Raw genomic sequence first — 14,125 nt, 5'->3', positions numbered from 1 at the left:
GACGAGGAGAAAGTTGGCCAGGAGTTCACAGGGTGGACGTTCCGTGTCCAGCCTCGACCGGCAGGTCCTCGCGCTCGCCGTCCCCGCCCTCGGCGCGCTCGTCGCGGAGCCGCTGTTCGTGCTGGTCGACTCCGCCGTCGTCGGGCACCTCGGGACCCCCGAGCTCGCCGGGCTCGCACTCGCCTCGACCGTCCTCGTGACCGTCGTCGGCCTCTGCGTCTTCCTCGCGTACGCGACGACCGCCGCCGTGGCCCGGCGTATCGGGGCCGGCGACCGGGTCGCCGCGCTCCGGCTCGGGATCGACGGGATGTGGCTCGCCGCGGGCCTCGGGGCCGTGCTGGCGCTCGCCCTGGTGGTCACCGCGCCGTGGGCCGTCGAGGCGCTCGGGGCCGACGGGGCCGTCGCCGGGCACGCCGTGACGTACCTGCGCTGGTCCGCGCCCGGCCTGCCCGGGATGCTGCTGGTCCTGGCCGCGACCGGCGCGCTGCGCGGGCTCCTCGACACCCGCACGCCGCTGGTCGTCGCCGCCTCGGGAGCCGTCGTCAACGCCGTCCTCAACGTCGCCCTCGTGTACGGGCTCGGGATGGGGATCGCCGGCTCGGGGCTCGGGACGGCGCTCACGCAGCTCGGCATGGCGGCCGTGCTCGTCGTGGTCGTCGTGCGCGGCGCGCGGGCGGTCGGCGCACCCCTGTCCCCTGCGGCCGCCGGGATCCTCGGCCAGGCCCGCGCCGGCGCGCCCCTGCTCGTGCGGACCGTCTCGCTGCGGCTCGCGATCCTCCTGACCGTCTGGGTCGCGACGGGCCTCGGCCCGGTCGTGCTCGCAGGCCACCAGGTCGTGGGCGCGGTCTGGGGCCTGACCGCGTTCGCGCTCGACGCGCTCGCCATCGCCGCCCAGGCTCTCGTCGGGCACGCCCTCGGGGCCCGCGACGTCCCCCGGGTGCGCGCCGTGCTGCGCCGCACCGTCACGTGGGGCGTCGCGGCCGGCGCCGTCCTCGGGGTCCTGATCGCCGTCGCGTCGCCGCTGCTCGCCCGCCCGTTCACGTCGGACCCGGCCGTGCGCGACGCGGTCGTCGCCGGCCTGGTCGTCGCCGCGGCGACACTCCCGCTCGCGGGCTGGGTCTTCGTGCTCGACGGGGTCCTCATCGGTGCGGGCGACGGTCGCTACCTCGCGTGGGCGGGACTGGTGACGCTCGCCGTGTACGTCCCGTGCGCGCTCGCCGTGCGCGCGTGGGCGCCCGACGGCGCCGCGGGGCTCGCGTGGCTCTGGGCGGCGTTCGCGGGGGTCTTCATGCTCGCCCGGGCCGTGACGACGGCGCTCCGGGCGCGGGGCACCGCCTGGATGGTCGACGGCCCGACCGCGCGCTGACGCCGCCCGGCGCCGGGTCCGTCCGCCTCCCGGCCGAGGCACGCCCGGCGCACCGCGCACCCGCACGACGCACGAGGCCGGCACCCCGTCAGGGGCACCGGCCTCGTGTCACGCGTCCGATCAGGTCAGGCAGCGACGACCTTGACGGTCACCGTGGCCGAGACCTCGGCGTGCAGGCGGACCTGCACCTTGTACTCGCCGGTCGCCTTGATGGGCTGACCGATCTCGATCTTGCGCTTGTCGACCGTCTGGGCGCCGTTCGCCTTGACCGCGTCCGCGATCTCCGCGGTCGTGATCGCACCGAACAGGCGGCCCGACTCGCCGGCCTTCGCGGTGACGACGACGGGCTTCGACTGCAGCGAGTCGCGCACCGCCTGGGCACCCTCGAGGCTCTCGATCTCGCGGGCCTTGCGGGCCTTGCGGATCGCGGTGATCTCCTTCTCGGCGCCCTTGGTCCAGGGCGTCGCGAGGGAGCGCGGGACGAGGTAGTTACGGGCGTACCCGTCCTTCACCTCGACGACGTCACCCGGGGCACCGAGACCGGTGACCTCGTGGGTCAGGATGAGCTTGGCCATGAGTGTCGCCTCCTTCTCAGCGTGCCGACGACGAGTACGGCAGGAGAGCCATCTCGCGGGCGTTCTTGACGGCGCGTGCGATCGCACGCTGCTCCTGGACGGACACACCGGTCACTCGGCGCGCGCGGATCTTCCCGCGGTCCGAGATGAACTTGCGCAGCAGCGCAGTGTCCTTGTAGTCGACGACGTCGATCTTCGCCGCCTTGAGCGGGTTCATCTTCTTCTTGGGCTTGCGGACAACGGCCTTGGCCATCGTGGTGCTCCTTCTCAAGTACCTGGAGCCCGGGGAGTTGCCATGCCCCGGGATGGGTGTGTCAGTGGTGCTGGGTCAGCCGGCTGCCGGTCAGAACGGGGGCTCGTCGGAGAACGACCCACCAGAGGCGCCGCCGGGGGCCGGCGTGGCCCACGGGTCGTCCTGCTGCTGGTTGCCGCCGCCGCCGTAACCGCCGCCGCCGCCGTTGAAGCCGCCACCGCCGCCCCCCCCGAAGCCACCGCCGCCGCCACCCGAGCGCTGGGCCCGGGTGACCTTCGCGGTCGCGTAGCGGAGGGACGGGCCGACCTCGTCGACCTGCATCTCGTACACCGTGCGCTTCTCGCCCTCGCGGGTCTCGTAGGAGCGCTGCACGAGACGGCCCTGCACGATGACGCGGGTCCCCTTGGTCAGGGACTCCGCGACGCTCTCCGCCGCCTCACGCCACACCGAGCAGCGCAGGAACAGCGTGTCGCCGTCCTTCCACTCGTTGGACTGGCGGTCGAACGTGCGAGGGGTCGAGGCCACGGTGAAGTTCGCGACGGCCGCACCCGAGGGGGTGAAGCGCAGCTCGGGGTCCCCGGTCAGGTTCCCGATCACCGTGATGACGGTCTCACCAGCCATGCCAGCTCCTTGTGACGTCAGTTCGTCGGGGAGCTCGTCGCGGAGCTCGCCGTGGGGTCAGTGGTGCGCACCGTACTCGCGCGGTCCGACGCTCAGGCGTCGGCGCGGAGCACCTTGGTGCGCAGGACGACCTCGTTGAGGCCCAGCTGGCGGTCGAGCTCCTTGGCGGTCGCGGGCGACGCCGTGAAGTCGACGACCGCGTAGATGCCCTCGGACTTCTTCTGGATGTCGTACGCCAGGCGGCGACGGCCCCAGATGTCGACCTTGTCCACGGTCCCACCGTCGTTCTTGATGACGGTCAGGTACTTGTCGAGCGAGGGAGCGACGGTGCGCTCCTCGATCTCGGGGTCGAGGATGATCATGATCTCGTACTGACGCAGGCTCATACCCACCTCCTCTGGTCTCGGCGGCCACGGTCTGTCCGTGGCAGGAGGGTCCTCATGCGTCGCGGCACCTCGACGCGGGCCCGGAGGCCCGTGGGGTGGTGCCGCACACCGTGCCCGGGTCCCGCGTCGATCGGCGACGGCAACCCAGTGGCACAGCAACGGTCCAGCCTACCGGCTCGGGAGCCGGGACCGAAATCCTGCCGAGCGGACGGGCGCACGGGCGGACGAGCACGCCGGACGCGAGCGGGGCCGGGGACGACGTGCGTCCCCGGCCCCGCTCTCGTGCGCTCGCGTCGTGACTACCCGCCGGCGTTGCCGCCCCCACCGCCGTTGCCACCTCCGCCGCCGCCCGCGCCCTCCACGGGGGGCTGCGTCGGCGTTGGTGTGGGCTGCGGCTGCTGCGTCTGCGTCGGCGCCGGGGTCGGCGTCGGCGTCGGCTTCTTCGCCGGGCCCGTGGACACGACGATCGTGACCGCCGAACCCTTGTTCAGCATCGTGCCGCCGCCCGGGCTCGCGCTGACCACACGCCCGGCCGCGACGGTCTCGGACGCCTGCTGGGACACCGCCGGCGAGAGGCCCGCGTTGACCACCGCAGCCTCGGCGTCGGCCTGCGTCTTGCCCTCGAGGCCACCGGGCACCGCGACCTGCGTCTCGGCCGGCGGCTGGGTCTCGACGGGCGCCTCGGTCTCCGTCGCGGTGGCCGTCGGCGTGGGCTTCTTGCCGACGTTCGCGCGCTTCGGGAACGGCTTGACCTCGGCGTAGGCGGGCTGCTGGAACGCCTGCTCCATGTACTTGGCCCAGAGCGCGGAGGGCCACGACCCACCGGTGATCTGCTTGATGGGACGGCCGCGCCCGTCGACCCCGAACTCGGTGATGCGCACCGGGTCCTTCATGTTCTCGCCGACCTGGCTGAACGCGACGGCCGTCGCGATCTGCGGCGTGAAGCCGACGAACCACGCCGACTTGTTGTCGGTCGACGTCCCCGTCTTGCCGGCGATCGGGCGGCCGAGCGGCTTGACGTACTGCTCGCCCGAGCCCTTCTCGACCACCTGGGTCATCGCGTAGGTCGTGTCCGCCATCACCTCGGGGGCGAAGACCTGCTTGGGCTCGTCGGTCCCGCCGCGGTACGCGACGGTCTCGGGGTCCGCGACGTAGCGCGCCTCGCGGACGATGAACGGCTTGTGGTAGACGCCGCCGGACGCGATCGTCGCGTAGGCCGCGGCCATGTCGAGCGGGTGCACGGCGTCGGGCCCGAGCACGTTCGACGGCTTGTCGACGAGCGGCGTCGTGATGCCGGCCCGCGTCGCGGCCTCGACCGTCTTCTGCGGCGTGACGAGGTCGTTGAGCTGCGCGTACACCGTGTTGACGGAGTCGGCCGTCGCGTCCGCCAGGTTCATCTCCGGGAGCGAGGTCTCGCCGAAGTTGATGATCTCCTCGTCCGGCCCCCACGAGTCCAGCTTGAGCGGGCTCGCGCCCGAGAACCGGCTCTCGAGGCTGATCCCCTGCTCGAGCGCCGCGATGAGCGTGAACGGCTTGAACGTCGAGCCGGCCTGGGCGGTGTCGCGGGTCACCCGGTTGATCTGGTCGGTCAGGAAGTCCTGGCCGCCGTACATCGAGACGATCGCGCCGTCCCGCGTGTCGAGGGAGACGACACCCATCTTGAAGTGGGCGAGGTCGGGCTGGCCTCCGGCGAGGCTGCCGTCCCAGATGGTGTTCGCCTGGGTGACGAGCGCGTCCTGGAGCGGCTGCTGGATCGTCGTGACGACCTGGAGGCCCCCGGTGTAGAGGATGTCCTCGGTGATGCCCTTGGTCTCCAGCTCGTCCTTGACGAGGTCGAGGATGTAGCCGTTGGGGCCCGCGAGGGTGTTCGAGCGCGTGTACGCCACGAGGAACTCCGTCGGGAAGACGGCCTCCGCGCGCTGCTGCTCCGTGATGTGGCCGTCCTCGACCATGATGTTGAGCACGCGCTCCCAGCGCTGCTGCGCCTTCTCGGGGCTCTCGGCGGGGTCCCAGTTGTTCGGCGACGGGATGATGCCGGCGAGCATCGCGGCCTCGGAGAGCGTGAGGTCCGCGGCGTTCTTGTTGAAGTACGACTTCGCGGCGGTCTGGATCCCGTAGGAGTCGCGGCCGAAGTAGATGGTGTTGAGGTAGCGCTCGAGGATCTCGGGCTTCTCCTGGGACTGGGAGATCTTGACCGCGAGCAGCGTCTCGCGCGCCTTGCCGAGGTAGTCCGACGTCGTCTTGCCCGTGTAGTACCGCTCGACGTACTGCTGGGTGAGCGTCGAGGCGCCCTGGGTGTCGCCGCCGCGCACGTTGTTCCAGAGCGCACGCACGATGCCGCGCGGCGAGATGCCGCTGTTCTCCCAGAACGTGCGGTCCTCGGACGCGATGACGGCGTCGCCGACGTACTCCGGGAGCGTCGTCAGGTCGACGAGCTCGCGCTTCTGCTCGGCGAAGGTCGCGATCGGCGCACCGAGGGTGCCCTCCGGGGAGCCCTCGGGCGGGGCGAAGTACACGGTCGACGCCTGGAACTTGGCGTCCTCCGACGCGTTGGGGATCTTCGTGACCGCGTACGCCGCGACGAGCGCGCCGAGGCCGAGGAAGCCGACGGTCAGGAACGACCCGAGCACGAAGCGCCAGGACGGCAGCCACCGGTGCAGGCCCTCGTAGCCCGAGCGGGGGTAGTCGAAGAACCGGCGTCGCCCGGTCGAGCGCTCCGCCACGGGTGCGGAGGCGACGCGCGACGCACGGCGCCGCGACGGCGCCGGGGCTCTCCGGTTGCTGCTCGCCAACGCACTGCCTTCCTGCCGGGGACTCGGGTCGCGGCCCGGGCACAGGGGGGTGCCGGGCGGACCGCCGGTTCAGTATGGACGACCCTCCCGGGCCCGGCGCCTGTTCGATGTCCGGTTTTCACGACATGAGCACCCGATCCGCGCGTCGTGCCTGCGTGTCGCACAGGGTGCGCGTGGTGCGGCTCACAGGGCAGCTTCCACGTCGCCCGCCGCCGTGCGCGGCGCTGGCCGGTTGCTGCGAGGCATCGCCGCGACGTACTGTGCGGATGTATCAGTTCGATACATCGAATTCTGGCTGCTGCGCCTGTGCAGGCCCATGCAGGCCGGTGCAGGCCGGTGCACGGCCGACAAGCCCGAGGAGGTGCACGTGCGCGGACGTACCGACGTCCTCGAGCCGGCCATCCTCGGCCTGCTCCACGAGGCACCCATGCACGGCTACGAGCTGCGCAAGCGCCTCAACCTCGTGCTCGGCTCGTTCCGGGCGCTGTCCTACGGCTCCCTGTACCCGTGCCTCAAGTCGCTCGTCGCGCGGGGCTGGATCGCCGGCACCGAGTCGGCCGACGCGCCGCCGCACGCCCTCTCGGGCAAGCGGGCGCGGATCGTCTACCAGCTCACGGCGGACGGCAAGGAGCACTTCCAGCAGATCCTCGCGTCGTCCGGCCCGTCGGCGTGGGAGGACGAGAACTTCGACGTCCGGTTCGCGTTCTTCGCGCAGACCGACGCCGAGACGCGGCTGCGGATCCTCGAGGGTCGGCGCAGCCGGCTCACCGAGCGCCTCGAGACGGTCCGGCAGTCGTTCGCCCGGACCCGGGCCCGCATGGACGAGTACACCCTCGAGCTCCAGCGGCACGGTCTCGAGCAGGTCGAGCGCGAGGTGCGCTGGCTCGACGACCTCATCGACAACGAGCGCGGCCTGCGTCGCGCCCGTCCCTCAGGTGCTGGCCACCCGGCCGTCACCGACATCCAGATAGCTGTCGACGGCGCCTCGGGCACCCCGGCACAGACAACCGAGAAGGAGCGAGGATGACCTCCATCCGCGTCGCCATCGTCGGCGTCGGCAACTGCGCCGCGTCGCTCGTCCAGGGCGTGCACTTCTACGCCGACGCCGAGCCGGACACCCGCGTGCCGGGCCTCATGCACGTGCAGTTCGGTCCGTACCACGTGCGTGACATCGAGTTCGTCGCCGCGTTCGACGTCGACGCGAAGAAGGTCGGCTTCGACCTGTCCGACGCGATCGGCGCCTCGGAGAACAACACGATCAAGATCGCCGACGTCCCGCCGCTCGGCGTGACCGTCCAGCGCGGCCACACCAACGACGGCCTCGGCAAGTACTACCGCGAGACCATCGAGGAGTCGGACGCCGAGCCCGTCGACATCGTCGCGGCGCTGCGCGAGGCCCGTGCCGACGTCCTCGTCTGCTACCTGCCCGTCGGGTCCGAGGTCGCGGCGAAGTACTACGCCCAGTGCGCCATCGAGGCCGGCGTCGCGTTCGTCAACGCGCTGCCCGTCTTCATCGCGTCCGACCCGGAGTGGGCCGCGAAGTTCGAGGCCGCGGGCGTCCCGATCGTCGGCGACGACATCAAGTCGCAGGTCGGCGCGACCATCACGCACCGCGTGCTCGCGAAGCTCTTCGAGGACCGCGGCGTCGTGCTGGACCGCACGTACCAGCTGAACGTCGGCGGCAACATGGACTTCAAGAACATGCTCGAGCGCGACCGCCTCGAGTCGAAGAAGCTCTCCAAGACGCAGGCCGTCACCTCCAACATCGACGAGGGCCCCCTTGCCGGCAAGAAGGAGGACCGCAACGTCCACATCGGCCCGTCGGACTACGTCGCGTGGCTCGACGACCGCAAGTGGGCGTACGTGCGCCTCGAGGGCCGCGCGTTCGGCGAGGTCCCCCTGAACCTCGAGTACAAGCTCGAGGTCTGGGACTCCCCGAACTCGGCCGGCATCATCATCGACGCCGTGCGCGCCGCGAAGATCGCCAAGGACCGCGGCATCGGCGGCCCCATCCTGTCCGCGTCGACGTACTTCATGAAGTCGCCGCCGGTCCAGATGGAGGACACGAAGGGCCGCGCGCAGCTCGAGGCCTTCATCCGCGGCGACGTCGAGCGCTGACCTTCCCGTCACGCACGACCGCAGCACCCGCACGACCCGCACGACCCGGACGAGGCCCGGCGCTCCCGCAGCGCCGGGCCTCGTCCCGTCCGGCAGGTCCCGGGCGCCGGATAGCCTGACCCGATGCGCGTGATCGGCGAGCTCCGCCAGCTCCTGCGGCTCCCCGGCTTCCGCCGCCTCTTCGCCGTCCGGCTCACGAGCCAGACCTCCGACGGCATGTTCCAGGTCGGCCTCGCGACGCTGTTCTTCTTCTCCCCCGAGAGCGCGAGCACCGCGACGGGGGTCGCCGCGGCGTTCGCCGTGCTGCTGCTCCCGTTCACGATCGTCGGCCCGTGGGCCGGGGTCCTGCTCGACCGGTGGCGCCGGCGGCAGGTGCTGCTCGTGGGGAACCTCGTGCGCGTCGGCCTGACGCTGACCATCGCGGTGCTCATGGCGACGAGCGGCGTCGGCCCCGCGGTGTACGTGCTCGCGCTCGTGACGCTCTCCGTCAACCGGTTCCTGCTCTCGGCGCTGTCCGCCTCGCTCCCCCGCGTCGTCGACGGACCGCTGCTGCTCACCGCGAACTCGCTGACCCCGACGCTCGGTGCCGCCGCGGCGGGCGTGGGCGGCGGCGTCGGGCTCGTGCTCGGGCTCGTGCTGCCCGAGGGGCGGGCGCAGGACGTCGGGGCGCTCGTGCTGGCCGCCGCGCTCATGGGCACGGCGTCGGCCCTCGCGCACCGCCAGGGCCGCGACCAGCTCTGGTCCCACGCGCGCGCCGCCGGCGAGGAGCTGCGCCGCGCGCTCGGGATGCTCGCGCGCGGGCTCGTCGCCGGGGCCCGGCACCTCGTCGCACGGCGTACCCCCGCCCTCGCGCTCGGGGTCATGGCGGTGCACCGGTTCCTCTACGGAGCGACGTTCATCGCGAGCATCCTGATCTCCCGGAACCTGCTCTCCGACCCGGCCGACGCCGACGCGGGGCTCCGGACGTTCGGGACGGTGCTCGCCGCGTCGGCCGTCGGGTTCGCCCTCGCGGTCGTGCTCACGCCGGTGCTGAGCCCGCGCACCGGCCCGCACGCGTGGATCGTGCTGTGCCTCGCGGGGGCGGCGCTCAGCCAGCTCCTGCTGACGGTCACGGTCGAGCGGTGGGCGGTGCTCGTCGGCGCCGGGGCGCTCGGGCTCGCCGCCCAGGGCGCCAAGATCGCCGTCGACACGATCGTCCAGCGCGACACCGCCGACGAGTTCCGCGGGCGGGCCTTCGCGCTGTACGACGTCCTCTACAACGCCGCGTTCGTCGGCGCCGCGGCGCTCGCCGCCGCGACGCTCCCCGACACCGGCTGGTCGCGGGTCGTGTTCGCGCTCCTCGCGGTCGCGTACGCCGTCGCGGCGGTGCTGTACCGGGCCGCCTCGGCGCGCGGCGCGAGCGACGTCACCCTCGCCCCGCTGTCTTCCAGGGCCGAGGAACTTTAAAGTTCTCCCGTGCAGCTGGACGACCATGCCCTGAGCGCGAGCGCTCTGCGGACCGCAGACCCTCGTGCTGCGGCCGCGCTGCCGCGCGTCGTGCACGACAAGCCCGCCGCGACCCTGCTGGTCGACGTCGAGCGCGGGACCGTCGTGTTCGCCAACCACCTCGCGAACGAGCTCGCGCCCGGTCTGCACCTGCCCGTCTCGCTCGAGGAGTGGTCGCGCGAGGCCGGGCTCGTGACACCCGACTCGGCGCCGCTCGGCGCGGGCGAGTTCTCCTTGGCCGACCTCGCCGCCGGCCGGCCCGCCCGCGGTCTCGCGGTCACGGCGGCGCGACGCTCCGACACCTCCGAGGCCCGCGAGGCGCTGTGGGTGGTCGGCGTCCCGCTGACCGACGCGCCCGCACCGCTGACCCGGCAATCGCTCGTGATCCTGCTCCCGGTCCGCGAGGAGGAGACGCTGCGGGCGCTCCAGGACCGCGCCGGTGACCTGCACGCCCGGGCGGCGATGGCGAGCGAGCTGTCGTTCACGATCTCCGACCCGCACGCCGACGACGACCCGCTCGTGTGGGTCAACCCGGCGTTCGAGCGCGTCACCGGGTACACCGCCGAGGACTCCGTGGGGCGCAACTGCCGGTTCCTGCAGGGACCCGACACCGACCGCGCGACGATCGACCGGCTGCGCGAGGCGCTGCGGGCGGGCGAGACGTTCGCCGAGACGATCCTCAACTACCGCAAGGACGGCACGCCGTTCTGGAACCAGGTCGTCATCAGCCCGGTGCTCGACGCGGACGGGGTCATCACGCACCACGTCGGCATCCAGGCGGACGTCACCGAGCGCGTCGAGCTCGAGCGCGCGCGCGACGAGGCGCTCGACGAGGCCCGCGTGACCAGCGAGCGCCTCCAGCTCCTCGCCGAGGTGGTCGACGCCCTCGCGCACCACCTGGACTACGGCGCCGCCGTCGACGCGCTCGCGGACGTCGCCGTGCCCGCGCTCGCGACCTGGGGCTTCGTCACCGTCACGACCGACGCCGGGCAGATCGAGCGGATCCACATCGCGACGACGCACCCCGAGGCCTCCGCGGCCGCCCGGATCCTCGAGAGCGAGGACCTCTCGTGGCTCACCCGGTCGCCGAGCGTCGCCGCGGCGCTCGCGAGCGAGTCCGGGTACGTCGCTGCTCCGTTCCCCGTCGACCTCGCCAGCCTCCCGGACCGCACCACGCCGCGACAGCTCGACGCGCTCCGGGAGCTCGGCCTCGGCAGCGCGCTCGTCGTCCCGCTGCGCGCGCGCGACCGCGTGATCGGCGTGCTGTGCCTCGTGCACGAGTCCGTCGACGGCTTCCCGCGCGCGGTCGTCGACACCGCGGCGCACCTCGGCCAACGCGCCGGGCTCGCGCTCGACAACGTGCGGCTCTACCTCCGCGAGCGCGAGGCCGCCCTGACGCTGCAGCACTCGCTGCTCCCCGAGATCCCGGACGTCGAGGGGCTCGACCTCGCCGCGTCCTACGTCCCCGCGGTGCACCGCGCGCAGGTGGGCGGCGACTGGTTCGACGTGCTGCCCCTGCCCGACGGCGCCCTCGGGCTCGCGGTCGGCGACGTCGTCGGGCACGACCTGCGCGCCGCCGCGTCGATGGGTCAGCTCCGCTCCGTGCTGCGCTCGTACGCATGGAGCGGCGAGCGGGCCGGCCGCGTCGTCGCGCACCTCGACGAGCTCGTGCGCGGGCTCGGGATGGCCGACATCTCGACGTGCGTGTACCTGCGGCTCGAGGTGGCCGAGGGTGCGGCGGACGGGGACCGGCGGCTCACCTACAGCCGCGCCGGGCACCCCACGCCGCTGCTGCGGCTGCCCGACGGCGAGGTCGTGGCGCTCTCCGGTGCGCTCGCGACCCCCATCGGCGTGACGACGCTCGGGGAGCCGGCACCCGAGGCCGAGCAGCTCATGCCGCGCGGCTCGGTGCTCGTCGTCTACTCCGACGGGCTCGTCGAGCGGCGCGACCGTTCGCTGCGCGAGGGCATCGCGGAGCTGACCCGGACCCTCGGCGAGCTCCCTGCGGGGGCGACCGCGGGCGAGATCCGCGACGAGCTCGTCGAGCGGCTGGTGTCCGCGCGCCAGGAGGACGACGTGTGCCTCCTCGTGGTCCGCATCCCCTGACGGACCGCCGGTCCGCGCCGGAGGCACCGGTGAGCCGGACCGCACCGGTGCACCGGTGAGCCGGACCGGGCCGGGGTGGTCCGGCGCGGGTCGGACCGGCCGCGCCTGCTGCGGCCCGCCGGGCCGGGCGAGGGTGCGGGTCGCCCGCACGCCCGCCCGCTCCACGTCAGTCCTGCTGCGCCGCCCACCAGGCGAGCAGCTCCGCGCGCGCCGCGTCGTGGTCGAGCGGGCCGCGCTCCATGCGCAGCTCGAGCAGGTGCTTGTACGCCTTCCCGACCGTGGGGCCCGGCGGGATGCCGAGGATCTCCATGATCGCGGCGCCGTCGAGGTCCGGGCGGATCGAGGCCAGCTCCTCCTGCTCGCGCAGCCGCGCGATGCGCACCTCGAGGTCGTCGTAGGCGCGGGACAGGCGCTCGGCCTTGCGGCGGTTGCGGGTCGTGCAGTCCGAGCGCGTGAGCCGGTGCAGGCGCTCGAGCAGCGGGCCGGCGTCGGTCACGTAGCGCCGCACCGCCGAGTCGGTCCAGGCGCCCTCGCCGTACCCGTGGAAGCGCAGGTGCAGCTCGGTGAGCCGCGCGACCGCCTGCACGGTGGCCTTGTCGAAGCGCAGGGCCTTGAGCCGGCGGGCCACGAGCTTGGCGCCGACGACCTCGTGGTGGTGGAAGCTGACGCCGCCGCCGTCCTCGAACCGGCGCGTCGCGGGCTTGCCGATGTCGTGCAGCAGCGCCGCGAGCCGCAGCACGAGGTCGGGGCCGGGCACCGGGCCGGTCGGGGCGTCGACCGTGCCGGTCTCCAGGTCGATCGCCTGCTCGAGCACGATGAGCGAGTGCTCGTACACGTCCTTGTGGCGGTGGTGCTCGTCGATCTCGAGCCGCAGCGCGGGCAGCTCGGGCAGCACGTGGTCCGCGAGCCCGGTCGCCACGAGCACCTCGAGCCCCTCGCGCGGGGACGACGAGAGCAGCAGCTTCGTCAGCTCGTCGCGCACGCGCTCGGCCGAGACGATCGTGATGCGCTCCGCCATGTCGCCGATGGCCGCGAGCGCGTCGTCGTCCACCGTGAAGCCGAGCTGGGCGGCGAACCGTGCGGCGCGCATCATGCGCAGCGGGTCGTCGTCGAAGGACTGCCGCGCGGCCACAGGGGTGCGCAGCGTGCGGCGCGCGAGGTCGGCGAGCCCGTCGAACGGGTCGACGAAGGTGAGCTCGGGGACGCGCACCGCCATCGAGTTGACGGTGAAGTCGCGGCGCGAGAGGTCGCCGTCGAGCGTGTCCCCGAAGACCACCTCGGGCTTGCGCGACGCCGGGTCGTACGCGTCGGTGCGGTACGTCGTGACCTCGACGACGACGTCGGCCCCGCCCCGGCGACGCCCGTGCCGGCGCGCGCCGATCGTCCCGAAGGCCTTGCCGATGTCCCAGTGCGCGTCCCCCCACGCGGCGAGCAGCGCGATCGTCTCGTCGGGGGTCGCGGACGTCGCGAAGTCGAGGTCGTTGCTGACCCGGCCGAGGAACGCGTCGCGCACCGGGCCGCCGACGAGCGCGAGCTCGTGGCCGGCGGCGCGGAAGACCTCCCCGAGCTCGAGCGCGTCCGGCGCGAGGTCCGCGAGGACCGTCAGGGCGCGGCGGCGGAGCTGGAGCAGGTCGGTGGGGTCGGTGGGCACGACGCCCAAGCCTGCCAGATCGGGCGCGCGGACGTGGGTGAGGGTCCGCGCCGGGCGCGACGGGAGCGCGGCGCCGGGCTGAGGGCGGGTGACGGGGCCGCCAAGGGTGAGGGACCCGTCGGGCGAAATGGTTACAGTGTCGACATGCCGAGCCCTGCGCGTCCCGATGGCGTACCCACGCCACCGGGCGGGCACGCGCTCCGGATCGAGCTGCGGAGCGCGTCCGTCCGCCCTGCCCCTGCGGTCCTCCCCGTCGTGGAGGAGACCAGCGCGGGCGGCCTCGTCGTGAGCACGGTGCAGGGCGTCCACCACGCCGCGGTCATCGCGCGCCGCAACCGGGCCGGCCGGCTCGAGTGGTGCCTGCCCAAGGGTCACCTCGAGGGCGTCGAGACCCCCGAGGAGGCGGCCGTCCGCGAGATCGCCGAGGAGACCGGGATCCTCGGTCAGGTGCTGCGCCGGCTCGGCGTCATCGACTACTGGTTCACCGGCGACGACCGGCGCGTGCACAAGGTCGTGCACCACTTCCTGCTCGGGGCGGTCGGCGGCGAGCTGACCGTCGAGGGCGACCCGGACGGTGAGGCGGAGGACGTCGAGTGGGTCCCGGTGACCGAGCTGCCCGGCCGCCTCGCCTACCCGAACGAGCGTCGGCTCGCCGAGGCGGCCCACGTCGTGCTCACCAGCCCGGCATGAGCGCAGCACCGCCCTCGCGCCGCGCGGCCGACCCGCGCCCCGGCCGCCGTCGTCGTCCCGCGCGCGCGGAGCTCCGCCGGCC

General features: G+C 73.3%; 12 protein-coding genes. 6 read left to right on the top strand and 6 right to left on the bottom strand.

Annotation, left to right across the window (positions count from 1 at the left end):
- Positions 1-43 precede the first annotated feature (43 nt).
- Positions 44-1,366, top strand: coding sequence for an MATE family efflux transporter (locus tag AB6N24_RS06985; protein WP_412868693.1), 1,323 nt, complete (start codon positions 44-46; stop codon positions 1,364-1,366).
- A 125-nt stretch (positions 1,367-1,491) separates the two neighbouring features.
- Here AB6N24_RS06985 and rplI read toward each other — a convergent pair whose 3' ends face one another.
- The 5 genes from rplI to AB6N24_RS06960 form a co-directional block, all read right to left on the bottom strand.
- Positions 1,492-1,941, bottom strand: a complete 450-nt coding sequence (gene rplI / locus AB6N24_RS06980; RefSeq protein ID WP_034624455.1) for a 50S ribosomal protein L9 — start codon at positions 1,939-1,941, stop codon at positions 1,492-1,494.
- A gap of 16 nt (positions 1,942-1,957) precedes the next feature.
- Positions 1,958-2,194 carry a 30S ribosomal protein S18 gene (gene rpsR / locus AB6N24_RS06975; RefSeq protein ID WP_034624459.1) on the bottom strand — a complete coding sequence of 79 codons (237 nt, stop codon included), beginning with the start codon at positions 2,192-2,194 and terminating at the stop codon, positions 1,958-1,960.
- Positions 2,195-2,284: 90 nt separating this feature from the next.
- Entirely contained in the window at positions 2,285-2,815 is a 531-nt protein-coding gene (locus tag AB6N24_RS06970; protein WP_258725083.1) for a single-stranded DNA-binding protein, read from the bottom strand.
- A 92-nt stretch (positions 2,816-2,907) separates the two neighbouring features.
- Entirely contained in the window at positions 2,908-3,201 is a 294-nt protein-coding gene (rpsF, locus tag AB6N24_RS06965; protein ID WP_034624464.1) for a 30S ribosomal protein S6, read from the bottom strand.
- Between the two features lie 299 nt (positions 3,202-3,500).
- Entirely contained in the window at positions 3,501-5,924 is a 2,424-nt protein-coding gene (locus AB6N24_RS06960) for a transglycosylase domain-containing protein (protein ID WP_412868692.1), read from the bottom strand.
- Between the two features lie 436 nt (positions 5,925-6,360).
- Here AB6N24_RS06960 and AB6N24_RS06955 point away from each other — a divergent pair, with 436 nt between their 5' ends.
- The 4 genes from AB6N24_RS06955 to AB6N24_RS06940 all read left to right on the top strand — a co-directional run bounded on the left by AB6N24_RS06955 (position 6,361) and on the right by AB6N24_RS06940 (position 11,702).
- Positions 6,361-7,020, top strand: a complete 660-nt coding sequence (locus AB6N24_RS06955) for a PadR family transcriptional regulator (protein ID WP_034624518.1) — start codon at positions 6,361-6,363, stop codon at positions 7,018-7,020.
- The gene (locus tag AB6N24_RS06950) at positions 7,017-8,111 is read left to right on the top strand and encodes an inositol-3-phosphate synthase (RefSeq protein ID WP_412868691.1); all 1,095 of its coding nucleotides are present in this window, start codon (positions 7,017-7,019) and stop codon (positions 8,109-8,111) included. Before AB6N24_RS06955 ends, AB6N24_RS06950 begins: the two co-directional genes overlap by 4 nt.
- A gap of 123 nt (positions 8,112-8,234) precedes the next feature.
- The gene (locus tag AB6N24_RS06945) at positions 8,235-9,557 is read left to right on the top strand and encodes an MFS transporter (protein WP_412868690.1); all 1,323 of its coding nucleotides are present in this window, start codon (positions 8,235-8,237) and stop codon (positions 9,555-9,557) included.
- 9 nt (positions 9,558-9,566) lie between these two features.
- Positions 9,567-11,702: a SpoIIE family protein phosphatase gene (locus AB6N24_RS06940; RefSeq protein ID WP_412868689.1), complete on the top strand. Its 2,136-nt coding sequence runs from the start codon at positions 9,567-9,569 to the stop codon at positions 11,700-11,702.
- 166 nt (positions 11,703-11,868) lie between these two features.
- Here the strand turns inward: AB6N24_RS06940 and AB6N24_RS06935 are convergent, their stop codons facing one another.
- Positions 11,869-13,353 carry a CCA tRNA nucleotidyltransferase gene (locus AB6N24_RS06935; RefSeq protein WP_412868688.1) on the bottom strand — a complete coding sequence of 495 codons (1,485 nt, stop codon included), beginning with the start codon at positions 13,351-13,353 and terminating at the stop codon, positions 11,869-11,871.
- 144 nt (positions 13,354-13,497) lie between these two features.
- On the opposite strand from AB6N24_RS06935, the gene AB6N24_RS06930 reads away from it, so the two are divergent.
- Entirely contained in the window at positions 13,498-14,043 is a 546-nt protein-coding gene (locus tag AB6N24_RS06930) for an NUDIX hydrolase (RefSeq protein ID WP_412868687.1), read from the top strand.
- Positions 14,044-14,125: the final 82 nt, after the last annotated feature.

Source organism: Cellulomonas jepli, from assembly GCF_047229345.1.
Taxonomy (GTDB): domain Bacteria; phylum Actinomycetota; class Actinomycetes; order Actinomycetales; family Cellulomonadaceae; genus Cellulomonas_A.
Note: the sequence above shows the minus strand (reverse complement) of the source record. Positions and strands in the feature narration are given on the sequence as shown.